This is a genomic window from Nostoc sp. CENA543 (assembly GCF_002896875.1).
Taxonomy (GTDB): Bacteria; Cyanobacteriota; Cyanobacteriia; order Cyanobacteriales; family Nostocaceae; genus Trichormus.
This window is the reverse complement of sequence record NZ_CP023278.1, coordinates 6,018,272-6,039,405: the sequence shown is the minus strand read 5'-3', so window position 1 is coordinate 6,039,405 and position 21,134 is coordinate 6,018,272. Positions and strand designations below refer to the sequence as shown.

At 39.0% G+C, this 21,134-nt stretch carries 14 protein-coding genes and 1 pseudogene; 11 read left to right on the top strand and 4 right to left on the bottom strand.

The window, feature by feature from the left end; translation table 11 throughout:
- Nucleotides 1-725 precede the first annotated feature (725 nt).
- The 4 genes from CLI64_RS25325 (at nt 726) to CLI64_RS25310 (ending at nt 3,812) form a co-directional block, all read left to right on the top strand.
- On the top strand, nt 726-1,217 hold the full coding sequence (locus tag CLI64_RS25325; protein ID WP_103139818.1) for a hypothetical protein: 492 nt from the start codon (nt 726-728) through the stop codon (nt 1,215-1,217).
- A gap of 41 nt (nt 1,218-1,258) precedes the next feature.
- Complete coding sequence (locus CLI64_RS25320; protein WP_103139817.1) at nt 1,259-1,678, top strand: hypothetical protein; 420 nt, start codon at nt 1,259-1,261, stop codon at nt 1,676-1,678.
- Nucleotides 1,679-1,915: 237 nt separating this feature from the next.
- Nucleotides 1,916-3,097, top strand: a complete 1,182-nt coding sequence (locus CLI64_RS25315; protein WP_103139816.1) for an AGE family epimerase/isomerase — start codon at nt 1,916-1,918, stop codon at nt 3,095-3,097.
- A gap of 211 nt (nt 3,098-3,308) precedes the next feature.
- Nucleotides 3,309-3,812 (top strand): YcxB family protein, encoded by a 504-nt coding sequence (locus CLI64_RS25310; protein ID WP_103139815.1) that lies wholly within the window; start codon nt 3,309-3,311, stop codon nt 3,810-3,812.
- A gap of 59 nt (nt 3,813-3,871) precedes the next feature.
- Here CLI64_RS25310 and ylqF read toward each other — a convergent pair whose 3' ends face one another.
- The 3 genes from ylqF to CLI64_RS25295 all read right to left on the bottom strand — a co-directional run bounded on the left by ylqF (nt 3,872) and on the right by CLI64_RS25295 (nt 8,145).
- Complete coding sequence (gene ylqF, locus CLI64_RS25305; protein WP_103139814.1) at nt 3,872-4,753, bottom strand: ribosome biogenesis GTPase YlqF; 882 nt, start codon at nt 4,751-4,753, stop codon at nt 3,872-3,874.
- A gap of 122 nt (nt 4,754-4,875) precedes the next feature.
- Nucleotides 4,876-5,277: a glyoxalase gene (locus CLI64_RS25300; RefSeq protein ID WP_103140869.1), complete on the bottom strand. Its 402-nt coding sequence runs from the start codon at nt 5,275-5,277 to the stop codon at nt 4,876-4,878.
- A gap of 90 nt (nt 5,278-5,367) precedes the next feature.
- Nucleotides 5,368-8,145, bottom strand: a complete 2,778-nt coding sequence (locus CLI64_RS25295; RefSeq protein WP_103139813.1) for a GAF domain-containing protein — start codon at nt 8,143-8,145, stop codon at nt 5,368-5,370.
- Nucleotides 8,146-8,950: 805 nt separating this feature from the next.
- On the opposite strand from CLI64_RS25295, the gene CLI64_RS25290 reads away from it, so the two are divergent.
- The 5 genes and pseudogenes from CLI64_RS25290 to CLI64_RS25270 form a co-directional block, all read left to right on the top strand.
- Nucleotides 8,951-11,500: a proteasome protein gene (locus tag CLI64_RS25290; RefSeq protein ID WP_103139812.1), complete on the top strand. Its 2,550-nt coding sequence runs from the start codon at nt 8,951-8,953 to the stop codon at nt 11,498-11,500.
- 59 nt (nt 11,501-11,559) lie between these two features.
- Nucleotides 11,560-14,943: a virulence factor SrfB gene (locus CLI64_RS25285; protein WP_103139811.1), complete on the top strand. Its 3,384-nt coding sequence runs from the start codon at nt 11,560-11,562 to the stop codon at nt 14,941-14,943.
- 68 nt (nt 14,944-15,011) lie between these two features.
- Nucleotides 15,012-16,109, top strand: coding sequence for a hypothetical protein (locus CLI64_RS25280; protein WP_103139810.1), 1,098 nt, complete (start codon nt 15,012-15,014; stop codon nt 16,107-16,109).
- Between the two features lie 34 nt (nt 16,110-16,143).
- A complete protein-coding gene (locus CLI64_RS25275) occupies nt 16,144-16,407 on the top strand; it encodes a hypothetical protein (protein ID WP_103139809.1) in 264 nt (87 codons plus the stop codon).
- Between the two features lie 638 nt (nt 16,408-17,045).
- A pseudogene (locus CLI64_RS25270) lies at nt 17,046-18,104 on the top strand (transposase); the annotation flags it as partial.
- Between the two features lie 71 nt (nt 18,105-18,175).
- On the opposite strand, the gene CLI64_RS25265 reads toward CLI64_RS25270, so the two are convergent.
- Nucleotides 18,176-18,877, bottom strand: a complete 702-nt coding sequence (locus CLI64_RS25265) for a cytochrome b/b6 domain-containing protein (protein ID WP_103139808.1) — start codon at nt 18,875-18,877, stop codon at nt 18,176-18,178.
- Between the two features lie 205 nt (nt 18,878-19,082).
- On the opposite strand from CLI64_RS25265, the gene CLI64_RS25260 reads away from it, so the two are divergent.
- Nucleotides 19,083-20,219, top strand: a complete 1,137-nt coding sequence (locus CLI64_RS25260; RefSeq protein ID WP_103139807.1) for a hypothetical protein — start codon at nt 19,083-19,085, stop codon at nt 20,217-20,219.
- A gap of 16 nt (nt 20,220-20,235) precedes the next feature.
- Nucleotides 20,236-21,123: a DNA adenine methylase gene (locus CLI64_RS25255; RefSeq protein WP_103139806.1), complete on the top strand. Its 888-nt coding sequence runs from the start codon at nt 20,236-20,238 to the stop codon at nt 21,121-21,123.
- Nucleotides 21,124-21,134 lie beyond the last annotated feature (11 nt).

The window sequence follows — 21,134 nt, the reverse complement described above, 5'->3', positions numbered from 1 at the left end:
AGCATAACAGATGCTGAAGAACCATTCTTTTAAGTCAGATTTAATGAATCAATCTCTATATCAAATCATGAAGATGCTTGAATAGACTCTACTTAGGCATTGTTTGAAAAACGGTTATTTGTGAATTGAAGTACATTCACATCCCCTAGCATTGAAAAAGAGGGGAACTACTAGTCCACCACACAAATTATGACAAGTCATAGATCCCCGACTTTTTTAAAAAAGTCGGGGATCTGAACACCCGCAACCTGTCAAAATCAATCGGGTGCGGCAAAGCTTTCCAACGAGCGGCTTCCCTTTAAAAAGGGACTGCGTCGGTGTTAGCGTAGCGATGCAGGAGCGTCGGCAATGAATGACAGGTAAGTAGGGGGTTTTCCCTATCGACAACTGCTGTGTATGGGTTCCCGGTCTAAAACAAGTGGCGTGGATTTAAGAGGATATAAACTGATTTGATACATCATTCAGGACTTTTCAAAAATCCTCTTAATCTCTACTTCATAAATAGACTTTTAACTAGACTCAGTCTAGTTAACTAAAAATTTACAGAAAAATCATTATTTTTTTATTTTTAAGTCGCTCAAAAAGTGTTTATCAAAAACACTATTAGTTGAATTTAAAGATGTTTTAATGTACAGATTTTCTTAGTAAAATACGTAAATTTGTCAAGGTACTACTTAAAAGTATTTGTTATTGTTATATAAATTAATACCAGTAATCTAATATCGATGAGCAATTTACAACAAGTTGATCCAGTGTTTCAGGAGCTTTTTGAGCAGATGCAACCGGAAGTGAAAAACTCTTTCACTATAGAACAAATGGCTGCTGTGACAAGAGCCTTTGGCTATAATGCTTGGACTTCCCGCCATCCTCTGGACTTACGTTTTACACTCCCGATTCCTGGTCTGAGATTTTATATGGTGTTAATCGGTGGGCCAGAAAGACGTTCCAAAGAACGATTACAGGAAGGTAAAGTGTTGCATCCTCTTTGGACTACGAGCAACATGTTATTTTTGGTGGGACTTTTGGCGGCCTTTGGAATTTGTATGTATCCCATCTTACCTGCTCTTTTTTCCTGGGCGAGTTCTATTGCACGTCAAGGTGATGCTTCGTCCCCAACTTCTATTCCTTGGATTTTTGAGCAATCTAAGTGTGAAGACACGGGAAGAACTTGGCGTGAGGGGAGATGTTGGGATAACGAACACAACCCCCTATTCTAAATATTTCTTTTGCAAACATTAGGAGTTACTTCAAGACAAATATGAATGACAGAGAGTTAGCACAAAATAACTTAGAACACGACCCATTTTTGCAAAGTTTTTTGGCTCGTATTCCCCCCCGAACAGCTGCAAGTTTCACCAATAATCAATTAGCAGAGTTAAAAAGGGTCTTCCAAACTCGCGCACAACGTCCGCATTATGTAGATATTCGGCTTTCTGTACCGATTTTGAAAAAGCGATTCTACTTAGTTTTTCTACTAGGTCAAGAAAAGCGTCGGATCAAACGAATAGAAGCTTATGTGGGAAAACCTGCTAATCAAACTTTAGTCAGACTTTCAGCTTTGGTACTGATTGCTTCTTCAATTTTTAGTGTCTACATGATTAATCAATTGTGGGTCAGTCGCCACGTTAATCAGACAGAAAATCCCAACCCTGTACGATTTCTCGGAAGTAAAAATTAGGTTTTACAGGGTTGCTGCATCTACCGATAATCAACATCTACCCATAGTATCTGATTCGATTACCGAACGTACTATTTTCAACAGGGAACAGGAAACAGGAAATTGGCAGGGTTTTGTGCAATTAATCACGGTGAATTTAATGGCGATCGCATCTCTTCATCTGTAACATTCTTTACTGCTTGTAGTCTATCCCTAGCAAAGCGATAATGAACTCTGTTAATTTTGAGGCAGGAAAGCATGGGATACGATTTTAAGGCACTAGCAACACTTTACAAACATACTCTCCTCAACAATATTCTCCCATTTTGGCTGACTCATTCTCTTGATTGGGAACAGGGTGGATATTTCACTTGTCTCAATCGCACAGGTCAAGTTTATGATACGGACAAGTTCATTTGGTTGCAAAATCGCCAAGTTTGGACTTTTTCCGTACTTTGCAATCAACTTGAAAAAAATGCAAATTGGTTAGAAATCGCCAGTCACGGCGCAAAGTTTCTCGCTAAACACGGTAGAGACGCTGAAGGTAACTGGTATTTTGCCCTTAACCGTGAAGGACAGCCCTTAGTTCAACCATATAATATATTCTCCGATTGCTTTGCCGCAATGGCTTTTAGTCAATATGCCTTAGCCTCTGGGGAAGAATGGGCAAAGGATGTAGCTTTGCAAGCATACAATAATGTTCTACGCCGCAAAGATAACCCTAAAGGCAAGTATACCAAAGCCTACCCTGGTACACGCCCGATGAAAGCCTTAGCTGTGCCGATGATTTTAGCTAATTTGACGCTAGAAATGGCTTGGTTATTGGAAAGTGAAACTTTAGAAGGTGTCTTGGCTAGCACTGTACAGGAGGTCATGGGTGATTTTCTTGACCAGGAACGGGGACTAATGTATGAAAATGTTGCTCCCGATGGTTCACATATTGATTGTTTTGATGGGAGGTTAATTAATCCTGGTCATGGAATTGAGGCCATGTGGTTCATTATGGATATTGCCAACCGGAATGGCGATCGCCAAACTATTAATCAAGCTGTTGATGTGGTGTTAAATATCCTCAATTTTGCTTGGGATAGTCAATATGAGGGGTTGTATTACTTCATGGATGCAGATGGTCATCCCCCGCAGCAGTTGGAATGGGATCAAAAACTCTGGTGGGTGCATTTAGAATCTTTGGTGGCGTTAGCAATGGGTTATCGTCTGACTGGTCGTGCAGAATGTTGGGAATGGTATCAAAAAATGCACGATTACACCTGGTCACACTTTGCTGATGCAGAATATGGTGAATGGTTTGGTTATCTGAATCGGCAAGGAGAGGTGCTATTAAATCTTAAAGGCGGAAAGTGGAAGGGTTGTTTTCACGTTCCGCGTGCCATGTATCTGTGTTGGCAACAGTTTGAGGCTTTGAGTTTACAGGTAGTGTAGGGATTTAGCTGGAGAGTGCTGTTAGCGGTAGCGGGGACATGATGGACTCGTATTTGATTTGGAGAAAAAGACTCAGTACACTTTTATTTCTTCTTCCCTTTTCCTTCCCTATCGCGCTTGCGCTACGCGTCGCACACCACGCAAACAATTTCACCGAATCAAAGCGGATTCTTATATAATCCAATCCCTAACAACAATTGAGAGCCATACCATGAACTTTGAATATCGCCTCAACTTCAACGACTTTAAAGAAGTAAATCAAGTTCACTCAACAAGGATGATACTAAGATATTTATTAATCGTGGGTGGGATTGCAGTATTAATATCTTTACTGGGTTTGATAAATCAAGGGAGTGTTTCTTTGCAGGAAATTCTATGGAGTGTTTTATTACCTAATATTTTACCTATTGTCTTCTTATACTGTCTTATTTACTTTTTTCAGCAGATTGCTATTAAGCGCGCCTGGGATAGTCAACCTAATTTGAGGCAAGACATCCGTGTCGAAGCAAGTGATGAAGAGTTAAAAATTACTACGCCTTTGTCCGAATCGAAAACGCAATGGTCACTTTACACACATTGGCGAGAATCTACAAACCTATTTATGGTTTATCAATCAAGCAACTGCTTAAATATGTTTCCTAAAAGAGCTTTTAGCACTAATGAACAAGTTAATGAATTTCGAGAATTGTTGCGTAGCAAGTTACCTAACAAATAAATACATAACTGTTAATACAAACTACAACAATTAATGGAGAAATTACACTCGGAAGTCCCTTAACTTGGTGGTAACTCTAAAGGCATTGTGCCGAGTAATCCTTTGCGATAGTCTGTCAAAAGTTGTCTAGCTGTGCGTTCGACATCTCCTTGATGGCGATGTTCGGCTAAAACGTGTAAATAGGCTTCTCCGGTGTGGGGGATGGGGTCGAGGTCATAACGTGAGTATAGGGGTGATTTTGGTAATAATTCCCCGGCTTGTTCTTGGAGGGAGTTGATTAAATCTACGAGGGCGGCTGCAACTAGCTGATTATCGTAGGAGGCTTGACCAATATCGTCACAAATGGCGAGTTTGACGGCTGCTTCTTGATTCCCTAATTTGGCAGGGATGACTCCTGGCGCGTCGAGTAATTCTAGCTGATCACTGATCCGTACCCAGCGCAGTTGGCGTGTTACCCCTGGACGGGCGGCACTTTCGACAACGCGCTTACCTAATAAACGGTTGATGAGTGCGGATTTACCGACGTTGGGAAAACCTATGACTACAGCCCGGACGGGACGCGGTAACATTCCGCGATCGCGTCTTCTTTGATTGAGTGCTACGCCTGCGGCTTGGGCGGCTTTGGCAAGGGCATTTACGCCTTGACCATGTTGGGCATTGGTAAAATAGGGTTCTTCATCCCGATTTTGAAAGTAATTCACCCATAGCGATCGCACTTGGGTTGGGATCATATCTAATCTATTTAATACTAATATGCGTGTTTTATTGCCCACCCATTCATCGATTTGGGGATGGCGCGTCGCTAAAGGTATCCGCGCATCCCGTACCTCAAAAACTACATCTACTCGTGATAGCTGTTCTTTGAGATTCTTTTCTGCTTTGGCAATATGTCCTGGATACCACTGAATCAGGTTGAGTTTGTAGTTATCTGTTAAGCCCATAGGTTAGGGATTGGGGATTGGGGACTGGGGATTGGGATAAAAGCAAATTTATTGCGAATTGCAAATTGCGAATTGCGAATTGCGAATTGCAAATTGGTTTTATTTTGTTGTTTCTCTTCTTCTTACGCCCTGATTTCTGTGTTTTTGTCACTATCTGCTGATTGATGTAAAATCAAGCGGTTGCCGTCGGGGTCATAGGCGTAGATTTCTTTGCCGTGTGAGGCTACAATGATTTTTCCAGGTGGGGGATAACCTAAATTACTGATGTGGGCGATCGCTGTTTCTAGGTTACTCACCTCTAAACATAGACTCATTTTACTTTTTCCTGAGTCTATAAATTCATGATTGTGCGTTTTTTTCGGTTGAAAAATCCCTAACCGCAAACCTGGAAACTGAAATTCAGCATAGATGTTGGGAATTAAATTTATCGGATTTTGGGTCAACAAGTGACTATAGAAATTTACTGATTGCTCAATATTTGATGTAGCGATTGTCACAATTGTATTTGTACATCGTAAACCCATATGATTTTGATTGTAGCCGTTTTGTGTGCTGCTCACTCAATATAGCGTAATTGTTACCAATCACTCAAAACTCCCACATTGGATAGTTGCTCAACTAGATGATTTTAATAGGGGAATGGTAATGATAAACTTTGCTCCTTTACCTGGAGTGGAGATACATACTAATTTCCCTTGGTGTTTATTGACAATGATTTGATAGCTGATTGACAAACCAATCCCAGTGCCTTTGCCTACAGGTTTTGTGGTAAAGAAGGGGTCAAATAAGCGATCGCGAATTTCTTCCGTCATTCCAGGGCCATTATCGGCAATGGTAATCATCACTTGCTGATCATCAGTCAATTGCGTTTGAATGCGAATTTGAGGTGGCGTTAAATTTTCTTGGTCATCTGTTGTGGCATCTTCTAAAGCATCAATTGCATTTGCCAATAAGTTCATAAATACTTGGTTCATCTGTCCAGCGTGACAGACTACTTTTGGTAAATCACCATATTCTTTAATAATTTGAATTTCCGTAAATCCTGGTTTGGCTTTCAGGCGGTTTTGTAAGATTAACAAAGTGCTATCAATACCTTCATGAATATCTACCAACTTCATGCCGTCCTCGTCTAAACGGGAGAAGTTCCTTAAGGAGAGAACTAACTGCCGAATTCGTTCTGCTCCTAAATTCATGGAATTTAAAACTTTGAGTAAATCTTGTGTGAGAAAATCTAAATCTATAGCATCAATAAATTCCCGAATTTCTGCCACTGGTGGACAATAATTTTGTTTATATAGTTCAACTAAATCCAGCAAATCTTTAACATATTCACGGGCGTGGTTGATGTTACCGTAAATAAAATTTACAGGGTTATTAATTTCGTGGGCAATACCTGCTACTAATTGCCCCAAACTAGACATTTTTTCAGAATGAATTAACTGGACTTGGGTTTGTTGTAATTCTCGTAAGGCGGCTTCTAATTGCTGGGCTTTTTCTTGGGCAGTTTGAGCAGCGATGCGGCTTTGGGTGTAGAGTTTAGCTTGGTCTATGGCGATCGCTAGCTGATTTGTTACAGATTGTAGTAATTCCACTTCATGATTTAACCAAGGTCGAAAACCACTACAATAACTACAGGTAAACGCCCCAATTTCTCCTGATTGTGTGTGTACAGGCAAAGCTAAAAAAGCTGTCAGGTGAAAATCTCGTAAAAACTTTTGGGCAGCAGTATCTGTCAATGTCTCTACATTATCGATGCGGATAATCTCTTTATTTAATGTTTTTTCGGCTATGAGTTGTACTTCTGTATTTTGAATTTCAGGAGATAGCAAACATTTTTCAGGATAATTTTGGACTTCATAGACAATTTCCCAATTAGGTACATCTGTATTTTGTCTGTACCACCAAAAAGCACAGCGATCAATTTGGAAAAGTTGGTGAATTTCTGTGACTGCGGTTTCTACAATATAATTAAGTTCTAAAGAGGCGCGAATCTGACTAGCAAGACGGTTAAGCAATGCTTCTTTTTGGGCAATTTCTCGGAATTTTGCTTCCGATTCTCGCAGGGCAGCTTCAGTCTGTTTGCGCTTAATGCCAATGGCAATTTCGTGTGCGACAATGCCTAAAATATCAAAGGTTGATTCAGTTAATGTGTGGCGAGAAAACATGGCAATTACGCCTAAATTTTCTCCTTCTACCATTAAAGGATAACCAGCAAACGCTACCATTCCCTCTTGTTTAGCCCATTCCTTGTCACTGATGCGGGAATCTGTTTGGACTGAGTTGGTTAAATGGGGTTGACCTTCTTGGGCAATTAAACCTATTTTGTATTGACCGACTGGTACACGTTGATAATTGCCGTCAATGTGGGTATAAATTCCCGAACTGACTTGCAACTCTAGGACGTTTTCTTGTTTATTCAATATCCAAATCCTGGCAAAAGCTGCATCTAAATGTTTGACGATGGCTTCGGTACAGCCAGACATCATCTGCTGTAAAGTAAAACTTTGAGTCAAACAAGCGTCAACTTCCGCCCGAAAGTCTGCTAACTGAATTCTGTGAGTGAGAATTGCTTCTTGTTGTTTACGTTTTGTAATGTCGTAAGAAATGCCTACAAAATATAAGACTTGGTTGTCGGCATTTTTAATCGCACCTGCACTACTTGTGTGCCATCGCCATTCCCCATTTTTATGCTTGACTCGATATTCAATGGGTTCTTGTTTTTTGCCGATTTTAAAAACCGTTGATAAATAATCTGTACAAATTTGGACATCATCAGGATGTACAAAGGGAACGAAAGATTTACCTATGACTTCGGCTATATCATGTCCTAAAATCTCTGTCCAATTGGGGGAAGCATAGGCAAATTCACCAGTTGTTGTCAGAACAAAAATAATATTATTGGAGTTTTCGAGAATATCTTGAAATTGATGATACTTATCGAGCAGTTGTGTCTTTAAGCGATGATAATTTTCACGAATTAAGACAATAATTTCCTGGGATGATAAAGCTAAAAATTTGGCTGTAAAAGTATAAACTATATCTGTAACTGATAAATCATATGTTATGTTCACAGGTGATTGAGTTTGTAATGTCTTCGCGATCGCCTGTTGAAATTCATCTCCAATCTGCTGTGGAAATTGTGCTATGAAAGGTTTATCTAAAGTTATTTTGGGTAAGTTATCTGCATATTCTGTTGCGCCTGGTTTGTATTCTAGAATTTTCCCTTCGGCATCTAGTCGTAAGTATGTGTCTGGGATGAGTTGCAGTAATCCTGATAATTCTAAGCTTTTTGGGGATAGTTTCTGTTGAGTTGGGTTGTGTTCTCCAACTTCTGTTTGTAGTTGTTTGATGGTATTTTCTACTGATGTAGATTCATTATTTGATAGTGACACCGTTTTACCACCCTGATGTGATTGATAATTTATAAACTTATGAGTAATTTCTTGATTTGCTTATTCCAGAAGAAGTTATTAAGTATGAAATTTTTTCCATTAAATACCTCCAGAGGATGTTTTTTATCAAAAATACTACATATCAATTTACCAAATAAATCAGGTAGATAGCTTGATACAATTTTGTTACAGGCAGTAATTTTCTATTTTCCATACTCAACCAAATAGATGACGGCAAACAAGGGAATTTAGGGAGTTTAGCCGCTAAATCAAAAATGAATCCTATAGGCAAGAAGTCATTTAACCGAATTACTATTTTAATTTATATGAATTAAAAATTTCACTTATTTATTGATTGATTGATAAATATTTTACAAATATGCTAGATCATCACCACAAATACAGTATGGGTGATACTACTGAAAAATAGGTCAAAACCAGATGAAAATTAAAATTGTGTAGGCAAAATTATCTGTAGTAAATCTGAATCACAGAACATAGCCAAAACCAGGATAAACACTGAGAATAAAATTAATATTAGTTAATTTTATTTTTATTGATCTGATAAATCAACTATTATGTATTAATTTTTTGAATTTAATTCATTGCGAAATATGCAGAAAATAAAACAAATATATGACTGTGATCTGCAAAAGATTTAAATTTATCAATAAGAATTCACATCAGAGAGGAAATTAGGGCAAAATCTTCCGAAAGATAGGCTCAACTACTTGTAGATATAAAAGTTGCAGACTTTTTTTGTGTTATAAAACTCACAGAAATTATCTTATTGGCAGGCTACTCTATGGAACTAGAAAAAATAGGATGTTTTAAAGAGTACGGCGAACTGATTTTAGAAAAAATTACTTCTGTTCCGCAAAATCCTTCTCAACAAGAAGATTGGGTGCCTACTAGCTTAGATGAATGTATTTTACGTCTCCGAGAAAGTGCGGAGAAAACCGTAGGTCTTGCTACCTCTCCTGTAAAAATCGGTGTAATGGGAGAGTTTAGTAGCGGCAAAACTTTACTTTTAGGTAGTTTAATCGGCTACGGGGATGCTTTACCCATCAGCGAAAATCCCACTACAGGTAATGTCACGGCTATTCATATCATCCCCCAAGCGGGCTTTGCCACGACGCAAGTTGGTAATTTCACCGTGGAATATTTAACGCGGGAAGGGGTAAATGAATGCTTGCGTTTCATGTTGGGGGAAGCTAACCGCCGGACTATCGCCGCCGGACTTCCCCCCATTCCCACCGCCACCCTCAACTCTGGAAACGAAATTCTCCGATGGTGTCAAGAAACTTGGAATAGTAGCAATAATTTGGAATTGCGCTATCTGGTGCGGGAATTGGTAGTGTTTTTACGCGCTTATGCTTCCTACGAAGTATTGTGCGGGAAACGCTACCCCATCGATGCAGTCACAGCAAAGGACGGGTTACAGTTAGCAGAACAGCCAATGGCTATCCAAACCCTACGCTTTGAAGACTTACCACCGGCGCATATTCGTTTACCGAGTCCCCCCCAAACCTTACCCACGAAGTTATTACAAAATAGTTTCCCGTTAATTCGGCGCATTGATATTGAAGTGAGAATTTCTCAAGAAATTTGGGATGTCACCGGTGCAGATAGATTTATTTTGTTAGATTTTCCTGGTTTGGGTGCGGCGAATTCTGGCGCGCGGGATACCTTTTTATCCCTGCGGGAATTGGCGGAGGTGCAAACAATTCTCGTACTGCTCAATGGTAAATCACCAGGGAGCGATCGCGCCCACAAAATTTTCACGATGATGCAGCAACAGCGTCCTGGACAAGACCTCAAGGATTTAATTTTGGTGGGTGTAGGACGGTTTGACCAATTACCTTTAGAAAGTGAAGGCGGCGAGAGAGAATTAGATTCACTCATTGATGATAGTCGTACCCCCCAACTCACAGCTGAGGCGGTATTGCGAAAACTCAAGGTGTTGCAAACCACCATCGATGGCGCGAGTGCATTCACAATTAATCAAGACCGCATTGTACTACTCTCTCCCCTATTGGGACTAGCCGAATTAGCCAAACGTTCTAGCAGTGTGAAAGCTGGTTCACCAGAATTTTTAGCTAACTTAGATTATCCAGAGTATTTAGAAAGGTCAAAGCGACTGCAACAAAAATGGCGCAAGTTGAGCGATCGCCTGTTAGAATCAGATCCGCGTCACGGTTTAGGCAGAAAATTGGGTTACTTTGCTCAAGATGGGGGTATCGCCAAACTGCGGGAGTTAATTCAAAATCACGTTGCGACTCACGGACTCAAGCAACTATATGAAGATACTAGACGCGCCGCCGAAAATTTAAAATTACAACAGGAAAACCTCAAAGCTATTATTGCCGAAATTCACGCCCAAGGTATTCCCACCGGTGATTCTGAGGCTTTAATTGACTTAAGAAACGCCATTGAAAGTTTAGATAAAACCTATCGTCATTTTCAAAAAGATATCGGCAAACAACCACTCAAAGACCGCCGGGGAACAGTGGTGAGTGATGTAGTTAAAGATGAACTCACCTTTAGAGTGATTAGTTGGAATCAATGGACTTTATTATTTAACAAAATCAATAACGGCACAATTACTTTAACCGAATCAAAAGGTGCAGCCGGGAAGTTATTTGATAGAGGTAGTAGAACCAATAGCAGCATCCCGACTAAAAGCGATGACTTTTACCCCGCCTTCGCCAAGACAGTCAAAGAAGTGGAAGAATTTGCGCGCGATCGCATCCAGCAAGCTGTAGTAGACTTACTCAGTAGATTATCTCACCAGATTGCCCCAGAGCGCGATCAGCTATTGGCGATTTTGACCCCAGAAATGGAACAGGAAATTGAAGCCAAATTTGGCCCTGAAGAAGCCGATTTATTTTATCAATTGCTGTTAGGTTGCGACCCCAATAAATGGCAAGACGTAATTTTAGAGGAGATTAATCAACAAGATAAATCTCTCATCCCTGAAATTATGTTTCCTCTAGCGCGTCAGGATGAAAAACACAATATTGGTCAAATCTTTGATTGGTCGCCAGAGAAAAATATCGGTTTAACTAGAACCGCTAATCATCAGTTATTTATCTTACGCTTACGTGATGAAATTACTGCCAGTGCCAGCCTGCATTTAGTGCAGTATGTCAGCGAAGTTAATCAACAAGTCAATGGCGAATTGGAGGGGATTTTAGATCAAATTATACCCACCTTACAAAACCTCTCGAAAAAAGATGCTTTGCTGAGATTTATCGCCGCTAGTGATACCCAATCTGGTGGGAGAGTCCCACCTTGGCTACAGAATCTCACAGAAATTGCTAACATTTCTGATTCCCTAACAGCTAATCAGTAATCAGTAATTAGTCATAAATTTATTGATTATTAAATTCTGCCTGTAAAGGAAGATAAAAAATGCCTGTAGAGATTCAACTTGTGCCTCGCTTTCAAGTGCGGGTTAATCATAGAAAGTATTTAGAATTACCCAGTATTCAACTGCTGGCTACGGGAAATAATGTACCTCATATTTCTAGTATCACCTGTACAGTTAAAGGCATACCAAGTGAATTAGCGACTAAAATTCAACAGGCGTATAAAAAGTTTGATTCTGAAACTCCCAAAATCTCCCAAATTGGTCAACTAGAACAATATCCGTGTAAATTATCTCACCCTTTAAACCAAGCAATCAACTGTCATTTACGGGTAATGGTGGAATATTTTGACTCTGACCATTCAGGAAATCCACTATTATCTGTAAGACAAAAAGTAGCAGCTTATTGTCATCTGTGGTCACTACCTATGGAAGAAAAAATCATCAGTAATCCAGTTATCAATCCTGTAGAAGTTCGTAGCGAAAAACCCAGCAACGGGAAAGCTAAAAAAAGATTTCCTGGATGGTTAGCGGTGGATTTCGGCACATCTAATTCTACAGTGACTCTGTTCGACCCGATAGAAGTGCCTATCGCCGAAGTTTTACCCAGAGAACAGGAAATCAGATTGCGCGATCGCCTGTCCCAGTGGTTGAATTCTCCGGCTATAATTGCCTTACCGGAGGTCAGCGAAAGTGAATGGGATAAGTTTATTGTTGATATTAGTAAAAATCTGGAAATTGAGCCGAGTAATTTAAGTGAAGTTTTTAGCGGTGAGAATAAATCGAGATTCTTAGAAGCGATTCGCCAAATCGAATTATGCTTAGGAAACAGCGATAGATTTCGTCGGGCTGTGAGCAAAAAACTCTATCAAATTTATCATGAAGTCTTCCGCGTTCCCACATTAGAATCTCAAAATTTAATTCCTGTAGTTTTAGATATTGACCGTCGAGATACAGAAATTCCCAGCGAGTTAGAAGTAGCGAGTTTAGAAGCGATCAAACTCCGCATGGGGAGAGAAGCTAGGGACAATAGAAAAAAAGCGATCGCACAGGGAACCAGTAGTTCTTTAAAAGAAATTATTAGTCGCTTTCATCATTCACCCAAGCGTTACTTTGGACAGGATAGAAAATTTCCAGTTATTTTGGAAGGTGAAGAAGATATTATTGATGTTAGTCAACTGATTCAAGCAGCATGGGCGCATCTAATCGAATTAACTGAAGATTATCGTCAACGCGCCAGACGCAGATTTTCCGAAGGAGATTTTTTAACCGCCGTCGTCACCTATCCCACCGTCGCACCGCCTGTAGTCAGAAAAGAAGTTAAGCATTTAGTCGAACAATTGGGAATTGATGATGTCCAGACAGCCTATGATGAAGCGGTATCTGTGGCTATCTTCTTTTTATGGCGAGAATTTGGCGGTAATTTAAATATTGGCATTGAATCTTTTAAAACCCGTTGTCGCCAAGAAAATAATAAATGGTCGCAAAATGTTCTCGTATTAGATATTGGTGGGGGGACGACGGATTTAGCATTAATTGAACTCACCTTGGAAGATAATACACCCTACTTTGCCAGTCATGAAGATAGAGGTTTAGGCGGCAGATACTATAAATTGACTCCCAAATTATTGGGTTCTTCAGGACATTTACAACTAGGTGGTGAGTTAATTACCCTGAAAGTGTTTAGACTATTGAAAGTAGCGATCGCTGATTTTTTACTGACAGCCGTTACTCAAGGTGATATCGAAAGCGACAAGCTAGAAGACTTAATCAACGCCGAATTAAACGAACGCTTTTTAGAACAAGGTAAATTTAAAAGTGGCAGTTTATTAAAATGTGTTGATAAGGAAAATCCCGAAGGTGACGCAGCTTATAAAGACGCGTTAGATACCGCCGAAAAAGTCATCCCCACCCGTTGGCAACAAGCACCCCAACGTCTGCAAACCTTCTATACCCTTTGGGATCATGCGGAAACTGCTAAACTCAAACTAGGACAAAAATCCGATCATTCTCTGTTAACCTTCACCCTTTCCGAACAGCAAATTGCAGAACTCCTCACCCAAAGCGCAATTAAATTCCAGGTGAGAAACTCAGAGAATATTTGTGTCACCATAGATAACCAACAATTTGAACGCGTCGCAGCTTCCGCTATTAAAGAAGCCATTGGTATTGCAAAAGGCTTAATGGAAAGTCGTCTGCGTCCTGACAACAACAATATCGACCCCTGGAACACCCATAAAGTTGATTGGTTAATCCTCTCCGGTAAAACCTGCAATCTCGATTTAGTACAACGGCAAATTTACCAAGAATTTAGCAAATCCCCTTATTTTGTCTGGAATCCCGAACGCATTACCTTTGTGTTGGAGTACACCAAACTCGCCACCTCCGCCGGTGCTTGTTACGCCGAGAAACTACGCAGGCTGAGATTTGACCCCGAAGAATCCAAAGGATTATTGCAAAAAGGCGCAAATCAACTAGAAATAGACGTTAAAAACCTGTTTTATTACCTACCTTGCAACTTCAAACGCAAAACCCAAAGTAACGAACTCCTCACCGTTTTTAAAGCTGGACAAGAACTCTACCAACTCTCAGCCTCAGAAAACGTCGCCAAAGTTCGTACAAATTGGGTAGGGATACAGTTAACTAACATTATTTACCGCCAAGACTACGAAGATGGAGACTTACGCCTGTGGGGTAGCTTCGACGGTAAAAACTTGATGGGACAATTGCGGATGGATGAAGCTGAGTTCCTGCGAAAAATTAAAGTCCAGTTTGAAATTGACCAAACACTGCAATTTAAAGTTTTGTTATGTCAAGGAAACCCCCACTACTTAATTGATGTTCCTGGAATTGACATTAATGCAGCGTTAACAAAAGTCTCAGAAACATCATTATTTACCAATGGGAAACTGCAATGGAATATCGCCGTTGAACGTCCTGATAAAGATTTAAATGATGGTGATATTGCTGTAAATGTGATTGAATCAGCGACAGTTGATTATCCAGATGCTTATCATTTGGTGTTTGAAGTAGACAAAGATGGTAGTAAACCTCTGCAACAATTCCATTACTTACATGATGGTGAATCCGCATCAGGAAGCGGTTTAATTAGTAATCCGTTGCCGCCTTTTCCCTACAGTAATCAGCATACGTTTTATATGTACCAAACGGATGCGGCAACTCAGACAAAAAAATGGATACGCATCGGCGCGTTAGCTAAACCTAATGTGAATACGGATTATCCTTGTCAGTATCGTGTAACAATTGATGACAAAGGTATTTTGCGTATCCATGCTGGTGATGTACCTTATTTAACATCACTAGATTTAGAATGTTTAACACAGGAAGGATGTGTCTATTGTGGTGAGTTAGACTTACAACCGAATGAGGTTGATAAGGAACGTGATCCTTTTTCCGGTATCCATTGAGAAACCTCACGCAGAGGCGCAGAGAGTTTTCTAAGGGTCTTTGCGTGAAATCAAAACAGGTAAAACTCATGCAACATCTCAAGCAGTTATTGGGAATCGAAAAATCAGCTTTGGGGCAGTTATTACGGTATAGTCTCTATGGATTGGAGGCGACGCTGAGGAAGGCGCAAGCGGAATATCATCATGATCCTGGTGCTGAATTGTGTGATCAGGTGTTGTATGAGATTCACAATTTGTTACAGGTTAAGGAAGAAGCGAAACCTACGGTCAGTTGTACCCAGAGTGAACCAAAATTGGGTTATCTGCGTGCGGCATTTGATGCGGATGTCGAACTCGGTATATATTTGGGGAATTCGCCTTTATGTAGTCAAACAGATGCGGATTTGTGGAATGAAATTCACCGCAAGCTGTTGCGAGTTCCTGAAGATTTGGCGGAATTTTGGCGACAACGGGCTTTAGATTTGGCGCAAGAAGTAGGTGCGATCGCAGATAATTCTCATCTGCATTATTTGCCTTTTATTCGAGATGAAATTATCTACCCAGGATTAAGTGGAACTGTAGTTTCACCTGGGTTATGTTTATCTCAAAAAGCATTACAAAAAACTAAAATTCTTCCTGAATCTGCTTCTGAAGAATTAACTTTATTAGCAAGCTTTTTAGTATTATTAACTAAATTTATTGAAATTGAACCAGAGCTATATCATGCCTTTAAAAGTGTATTTAGCTTTGATGTCATTCATTTACATTCCCAACTAGAACAAAAAATCCAGTATGTGGAAGCATTAGGCGATCGCTTCCACCGTACCAAAAAAGCCGAAGAAAGCACAGACCCCTTGTCAATGCTACGTGCTTGGCTGGATATGGATGAGGCGATACATTCCCTAATCTTTGTTCCTCCCGCCGAAAGATATTCCTGGTGGGGTAAACTGCAACAAGAATCCCGACGTGCTTTAAAAAAAGTGGCGGAGATTGCTAATAATGCCGGTCACGAAGTGAGAATACGTCAACTCACAGGACTTTATGCTGATATTTGTGCCTTAACTAAAGACGATTTACAACTAGAATGTGGCGGAGTTCCTGGCGAAGTTTTAACCTGTCTGCGAGTCTATGCCAGAATTAATCATGAAGGAATTCCTGGACGCGTCATCTTTCGTTCATCACGCTAGGAAGAATTTATCTTTACTATCAGGAAATATCAGGATGAAAGGATATATAAAAGGTCGCAACATCATTTTGTTAGAAAATTTACCAGATTCTTTCCAAGAAGGTGATGAAGTGGAATTAGTTATTACTCCAATACCTCCAACCACCTATCCTTTATCTAAACCAATATCTAGTTTAGGGCAGAAGCTGCGTCAAATTCGTCAAGAAATTGTTGACTCTGGTATTTCTCTCCTCAGCGCAGAAGAAGTTGAACGGGAAAAAGCAGAACGTAGAGGTGGCTATCAAGGAGACGATTCATAAACTAAATATTATTTAACCCCACTTGTCATAAATAGTTTCACGCCTAATAGATTTATCTACTTACCCTAAAAACCTTAACGCACTTTTGATAACCTCTCTGCGTTCCTCTGCATAAACCCTCTCTGCGTTTTAGGGACTTCCGAAAAATAAATTATCTAATTTAGGAGAGAATAGACCTCTTGTAAAAGTCCCGATTCTAGCGTCTTTCTTTGCGTCTTTGTGCCTACCGCAAGCGGAACGCCAAGGGCGAATGCGTGAGGCAAAAAAAATATTTATGCAATAGGTCTAATATTTTCTTTCTTCCCCCTGTCCCTTGCCAAAAAAGCGATAGTATATTTTTTAAATTGGAAGTACCTTAACTCATATCTTGCACCTAGCTGTGTAAACACATAAAAAGTGAATAAACAGCGCAAAAGATTACAGTAACGGAAGAAGCATAAGGAAAATGCCTTTGTAACTAAATATACTCAGTAACTAGCATTTTTACGTATTTAACCGCAGAGATAACAAAATGCTGGGATGATGCTTTGAGCGTCATAAGCAAGGAGATGACCAACATGAAATCGTCAGGGTTGCTTTTGAAGCTTAAAACATGAGAGAAAAGGCGTGAAATGTAGATTCGATAAAAAGCAAGAAAAATGCTTGCCCACGCCCAAAACCTAGTTTACACCCTCAAAGAATTGATGCCGACGCAGTATCAGAAAGATAATTTAGAAGCGATGCTGACTTTATTTTTAGAGGCACAAGGACACCCGTTACCCGAACACAGTCAGACAAAATCTTCAAGCGCAATCAGCAGATTCTTAAACATAAACCCTTGGTCAACAAGGAAAATGATTAAAGTAATCCGTCACCACGCATTAGAAGCAGTTTTAAAGATATTATCGTCATCAACTCCAGGAAGGAAACCTTTTTTACAAGTCATTATTGACTTAACAACGTTAGAAAAGCGGGGAAAGTTCTCAGAATTTGGGGACTTAATTAGAGTTTACAACGGCAAGCGTGGTTTACATATAGTTGTCGTTTATTTAGTTATAGGAAGATGGCGTATTCCTTGGAATTTTCGTGTTTGGAGGGGTAAGGGAACGCCATCCCCAGCACAGCTTGGATTGAAACTTGTGAAACGTTTACCTCAATCTTTAACTCAACAATTTCAGACTATTATTTTAGCAGATACTGCTTTTGGTAGTGTAGAGTTTCTTGAGGGTGTACGTCAGCTTAAATATCATGCTGTTACAGGTGTATCTATCAGTCGTAAGTTAGCCGATGGCAGACTTATCAGACGTTTACATAAGCAGGGGCAACAGGTTTATCTGTTTGGTTTAAAGTTCCCTGTTACTGTTTCGTGGTATTACTTAAAGCGTGATAACGGCAAGCTAGAAAAACGATTTGTTTTGTCTACCCGTCCCATGAAAGCTTCTACTCTTAAGTGGTGGGGTAAGCGTCGTTGGCAGATTGAGGGGTGGTTTAAAACCGCAAAGCATCGTTTTGGCTTGCACCGTTTTGGGCAAGGAACTCTCAAGGGGATGTATCGCTGGCTAATTCTTTCTCTAGCTGCATACCTGATTGCTCATTGGACTTATCTGCATTTTCAGTCCCCATCGCCACCTGATTGGGGTCAGGCTGCACAAACTGCCCTTGAGTCTATTTTTCCACAAATGGTTGTGTATCTTCTTTTACTTCACATTGAACGCCTAACTCCCCTTGCACGTAGTCATGGTTTTGACATCCAGATTTCCAGGTGCAAGATGTGAGTTAAAAAATACTATCAACCCCCAGCCACCAAAGGTAAAACAAACGCCATCAAAATTCCCACTAATACAATTATCTCTAAAACTCGCAAAAGCAAATTATTGCCTACGCCAAAGTTAGCTGATAAATTTCCCCACCAAGCGCGCAAATCATCCCACCAACGACTAGGCTTATCTTCAGGACGCACCTTGAACACAAACATCGAAACTAATAAAGGTACACCACCCACCTTGCTAGACATCAAAAGATGAATAGCCAAACAGACAACCATCACCACCCAAGCTGACAAATGCAAATAATACCAAACGTGATTTAACTCTCCTGTTGGTAGCCATTCTTCTTTCATCATTCTGCCGGAAATTAAGGCGAAAACAGAGGCTAGCAACATTAGAGTATTAGCAATTCTTTGCAAACTCACCCACCAAATCGGTCTACCAACCTGACTTAAGTTTTGGAAAGAATCCCCTTGCAACAGTCGTTTGTTTCCTGCATGAAAACTATACAGCGCGATCGCTGGAAACACAATCAAGAAAAAAACTGCAAAAGTCCCGTGAATATCGATAATGGTACTGATGCGGGGGATGAGGATTTTACCGAATCTGCCATCGAAAGTATTGTAAACTAAAAATCCGGTAATGATGGCGGCGATCGCTAAAATACCACTCACACCATGCAGAATTCGCAACAATAATGGTTGATAGGGAGCAGAACGAGACATAAATATGATAGGTTAACTACTCTAATTCACTTAATTAAATAAAATCTACAGCAAAAGCCGACCTATTTTAGCTTATTATAAAATCGTGTTATTCACTCACTCAATTCTACCGTGATAATAACTATTTTATGATTGTCGTGCATATTTATAATTTAATAGCTAATATCGATTAGTATTTTATGATGGTCAATAACTGCTTAAAGGAATGCTAGAATATCTTAATTTTACTGGGTTTATTAAGGGTGTCATATATAAAACATACTTGCATGAAACTTTAAAAGAATTTAGTTTAGATGTATTTGATATCAATCAAGCAAGTAGTTATGGATTAATCAAGACACAGACCACAGAAATTGCTTATTCAAAATGGGTATCACCAAAGAGAACACGAAGTTACCCTCTTGCAAGAATTTATAATACATATATTTCATCTAAAGTAATAACAATTATTCCTGTTATCAAAGATGAGGGTAAAGATGGGGATAGAGATATTATTCAATATTCTACGATATCTTGGATGAATTTGTTAAATATTTACATCGTGCTTGCTTACTATAAAACAGCAGAGAGGAGTAACAAGAAAAATCAGTCACATCGAGACAAACTCAGTAGACAACAATTTGATTCCGAACTAGTTAACTCTCAAATCAATGAGATATTAGCGTATAAACAAAGTGCTTTACACTGGAATAAATATTTATTTGAAGAAAGGTTTGCAGCTATTTTTGAAAAAGCTTTAGATTCTTATGATTCTATTTCTAATAGCACTCACGTTAACGTTCATTCACGTCTTGGATTGGACAAATATTTAACAAGAATAATTAATGAATTTGAAGAATTTAAAAATATTTCCCTGAGAAAATCACAGCTTGCTAGTCAAAGAGAGTTAATGACTTCTCATAAACTTGAACATTTAGTAGATGGATTAAAAGCAACTTTTAGCATTGAGAACTATCTGGGAGGGACTTATTATTTGACTCCAGATGAAATATTATTTGAAGATAATATATACATCATACAAGAGTCAAAAAACTCCTCAACATCATCTTTACCCAAGTTACCTGATATTCAAGATGGTTTGTTCAAATTAATTCTATTTTCTAATTTGGATTCTTTAATTTGTAATGGTGTGTCAGTATCATTTATTGCAAAATTAAAGTTAACTGGTAAAAATATTATAGGCTCTATAATATTTCCAGATGCTTCAAATCAAGAATTGGAAGCTTTTATCAAGCTCAACAATAAAATTTTCAGCCACAAACAAAAGGAAATAATTAAAAGACTATTTTTGGAGGCTGAAAATAACCATAAGTTAAAGATAGAAATAACTAGTAACTCTTAACCACAAAATATTACCAATGCTCAAAAGCCCTCTCCGCTATCCTGGCGGTAAATCAAAAGCCATCAATCAAATAGTTGAATATCTACCAGAAAGTTTTACTGAATTTCGTGAACCATTTATAGGCGGTGGTTCAGTCTTTATTTATCTTAAGCAAAAGTTTCCTCATCTAAAATTTTGGATTAATGATTTAAATCAAGAGTTATTTTTATTTTGGAAAATCGCTCAATCTGAGCTAGTGCAGTTAGTTAAAGAAATACAGCAAATTAAAGATAAATATACCGATGGTAAATTACTATTTACAGAATTAACTAATGTGGATGTTAAGAGCCTATCTGATTTAGAAAGAGCAGTTCGCTTTTTTGTACTCAATCGAATTACATTTTCTGGCACAGTAGAATCAGGAGGATTTTCCCAGGAAGCTTTTCATAAAAGATTTACATATTCTTCTATAGAAAGATTAGAGAAACTAGAAACTATTTTAGATGGGGATATTCAAATAACTAATTTGGACTACAGTGAACTTGTAAAAGCCAAAGGTGATAATGTATTTTTATTTTTAGATCCACCATATTTCAGTGCTACAAAATCCAAATTATATGGAAAAGATGGCGATTTACATACATCTTTCGACCATCAAAGATTTGCTGAAATATTAAAACAATGCCATCATCAATGGCTAATTACTTACGATGATTCACCGCAAATTAGGGAAAACCTTAAATATGCTCATATCTACGAATGGGAATTACAATATGGCATGAATAACTATAAGCAAGGAAAAGCAGCAAAAGGTAAAGAGTTATTCATTACTAACTACAAATTTAAATGTAATGCTGAGAAAAAAATAGATAAAGATAACAAGACTCATTCTGCTTTGCAGTTGCAGCTTGATATTTTGATTTAACTTTTGAGAGG

What these genes read in the sequence shown, in the direction of transcription:
- CLI64_RS25325 (WP_103139818.1), top strand. Translation starts at nt 726, where the DNA reads ATGAGCAATTTACAACAAGTTGATCCAGTGTTTCAGGAGCTTTTTGAG.
- CLI64_RS25320 (WP_103139817.1), top strand. Translation starts at nt 1,259, where the DNA reads ATGAATGACAGAGAGTTAGCACAAAATAACTTAGAACACGACCCATTT.
- CLI64_RS25315 (WP_103139816.1), top strand. Translation starts at nt 1,916, where the DNA reads ATGGGATACGATTTTAAGGCACTAGCAACACTTTACAAACATACTCTC.
- CLI64_RS25310 (WP_103139815.1), top strand. Translation starts at nt 3,309, where the DNA reads ATGAACTTTGAATATCGCCTCAACTTCAACGACTTTAAAGAAGTAAAT.
- ylqF (WP_103139814.1), bottom strand. Translation starts at nt 4,753, where the DNA reads ATGGGCTTAACAGATAACTACAAACTCAACCTGATTCAGTGGTATCCA.
- CLI64_RS25300 (WP_103140869.1), bottom strand. Translation starts at nt 5,277, where the DNA reads ATGGGTTTACGATGTACAAATACAATTGTGACAATCGCTACATCAAAT.
- CLI64_RS25290 (WP_103139812.1), top strand. Translation starts at nt 8,951, where the DNA reads ATGGAACTAGAAAAAATAGGATGTTTTAAAGAGTACGGCGAACTGATT.
- CLI64_RS25285 (WP_103139811.1), top strand. Translation starts at nt 11,560, where the DNA reads ATGCCTGTAGAGATTCAACTTGTGCCTCGCTTTCAAGTGCGGGTTAAT.
- CLI64_RS25280 (WP_103139810.1), top strand. Translation starts at nt 15,012, where the DNA reads ATGCAACATCTCAAGCAGTTATTGGGAATCGAAAAATCAGCTTTGGGG.
- CLI64_RS25275 (WP_103139809.1), top strand. Translation starts at nt 16,144, where the DNA reads ATGAAAGGATATATAAAAGGTCGCAACATCATTTTGTTAGAAAATTTA.
- CLI64_RS25265 (WP_103139808.1), bottom strand. Translation starts at nt 18,877, where the DNA reads ATGTCTCGTTCTGCTCCCTATCAACCATTATTGTTGCGAATTCTGCAT.
- CLI64_RS25260 (WP_103139807.1), top strand. Translation starts at nt 19,083, where the DNA reads ATGCTAGAATATCTTAATTTTACTGGGTTTATTAAGGGTGTCATATAT.
- CLI64_RS25255 (WP_103139806.1), top strand. Translation starts at nt 20,236, where the DNA reads ATGCTCAAAAGCCCTCTCCGCTATCCTGGCGGTAAATCAAAAGCCATC.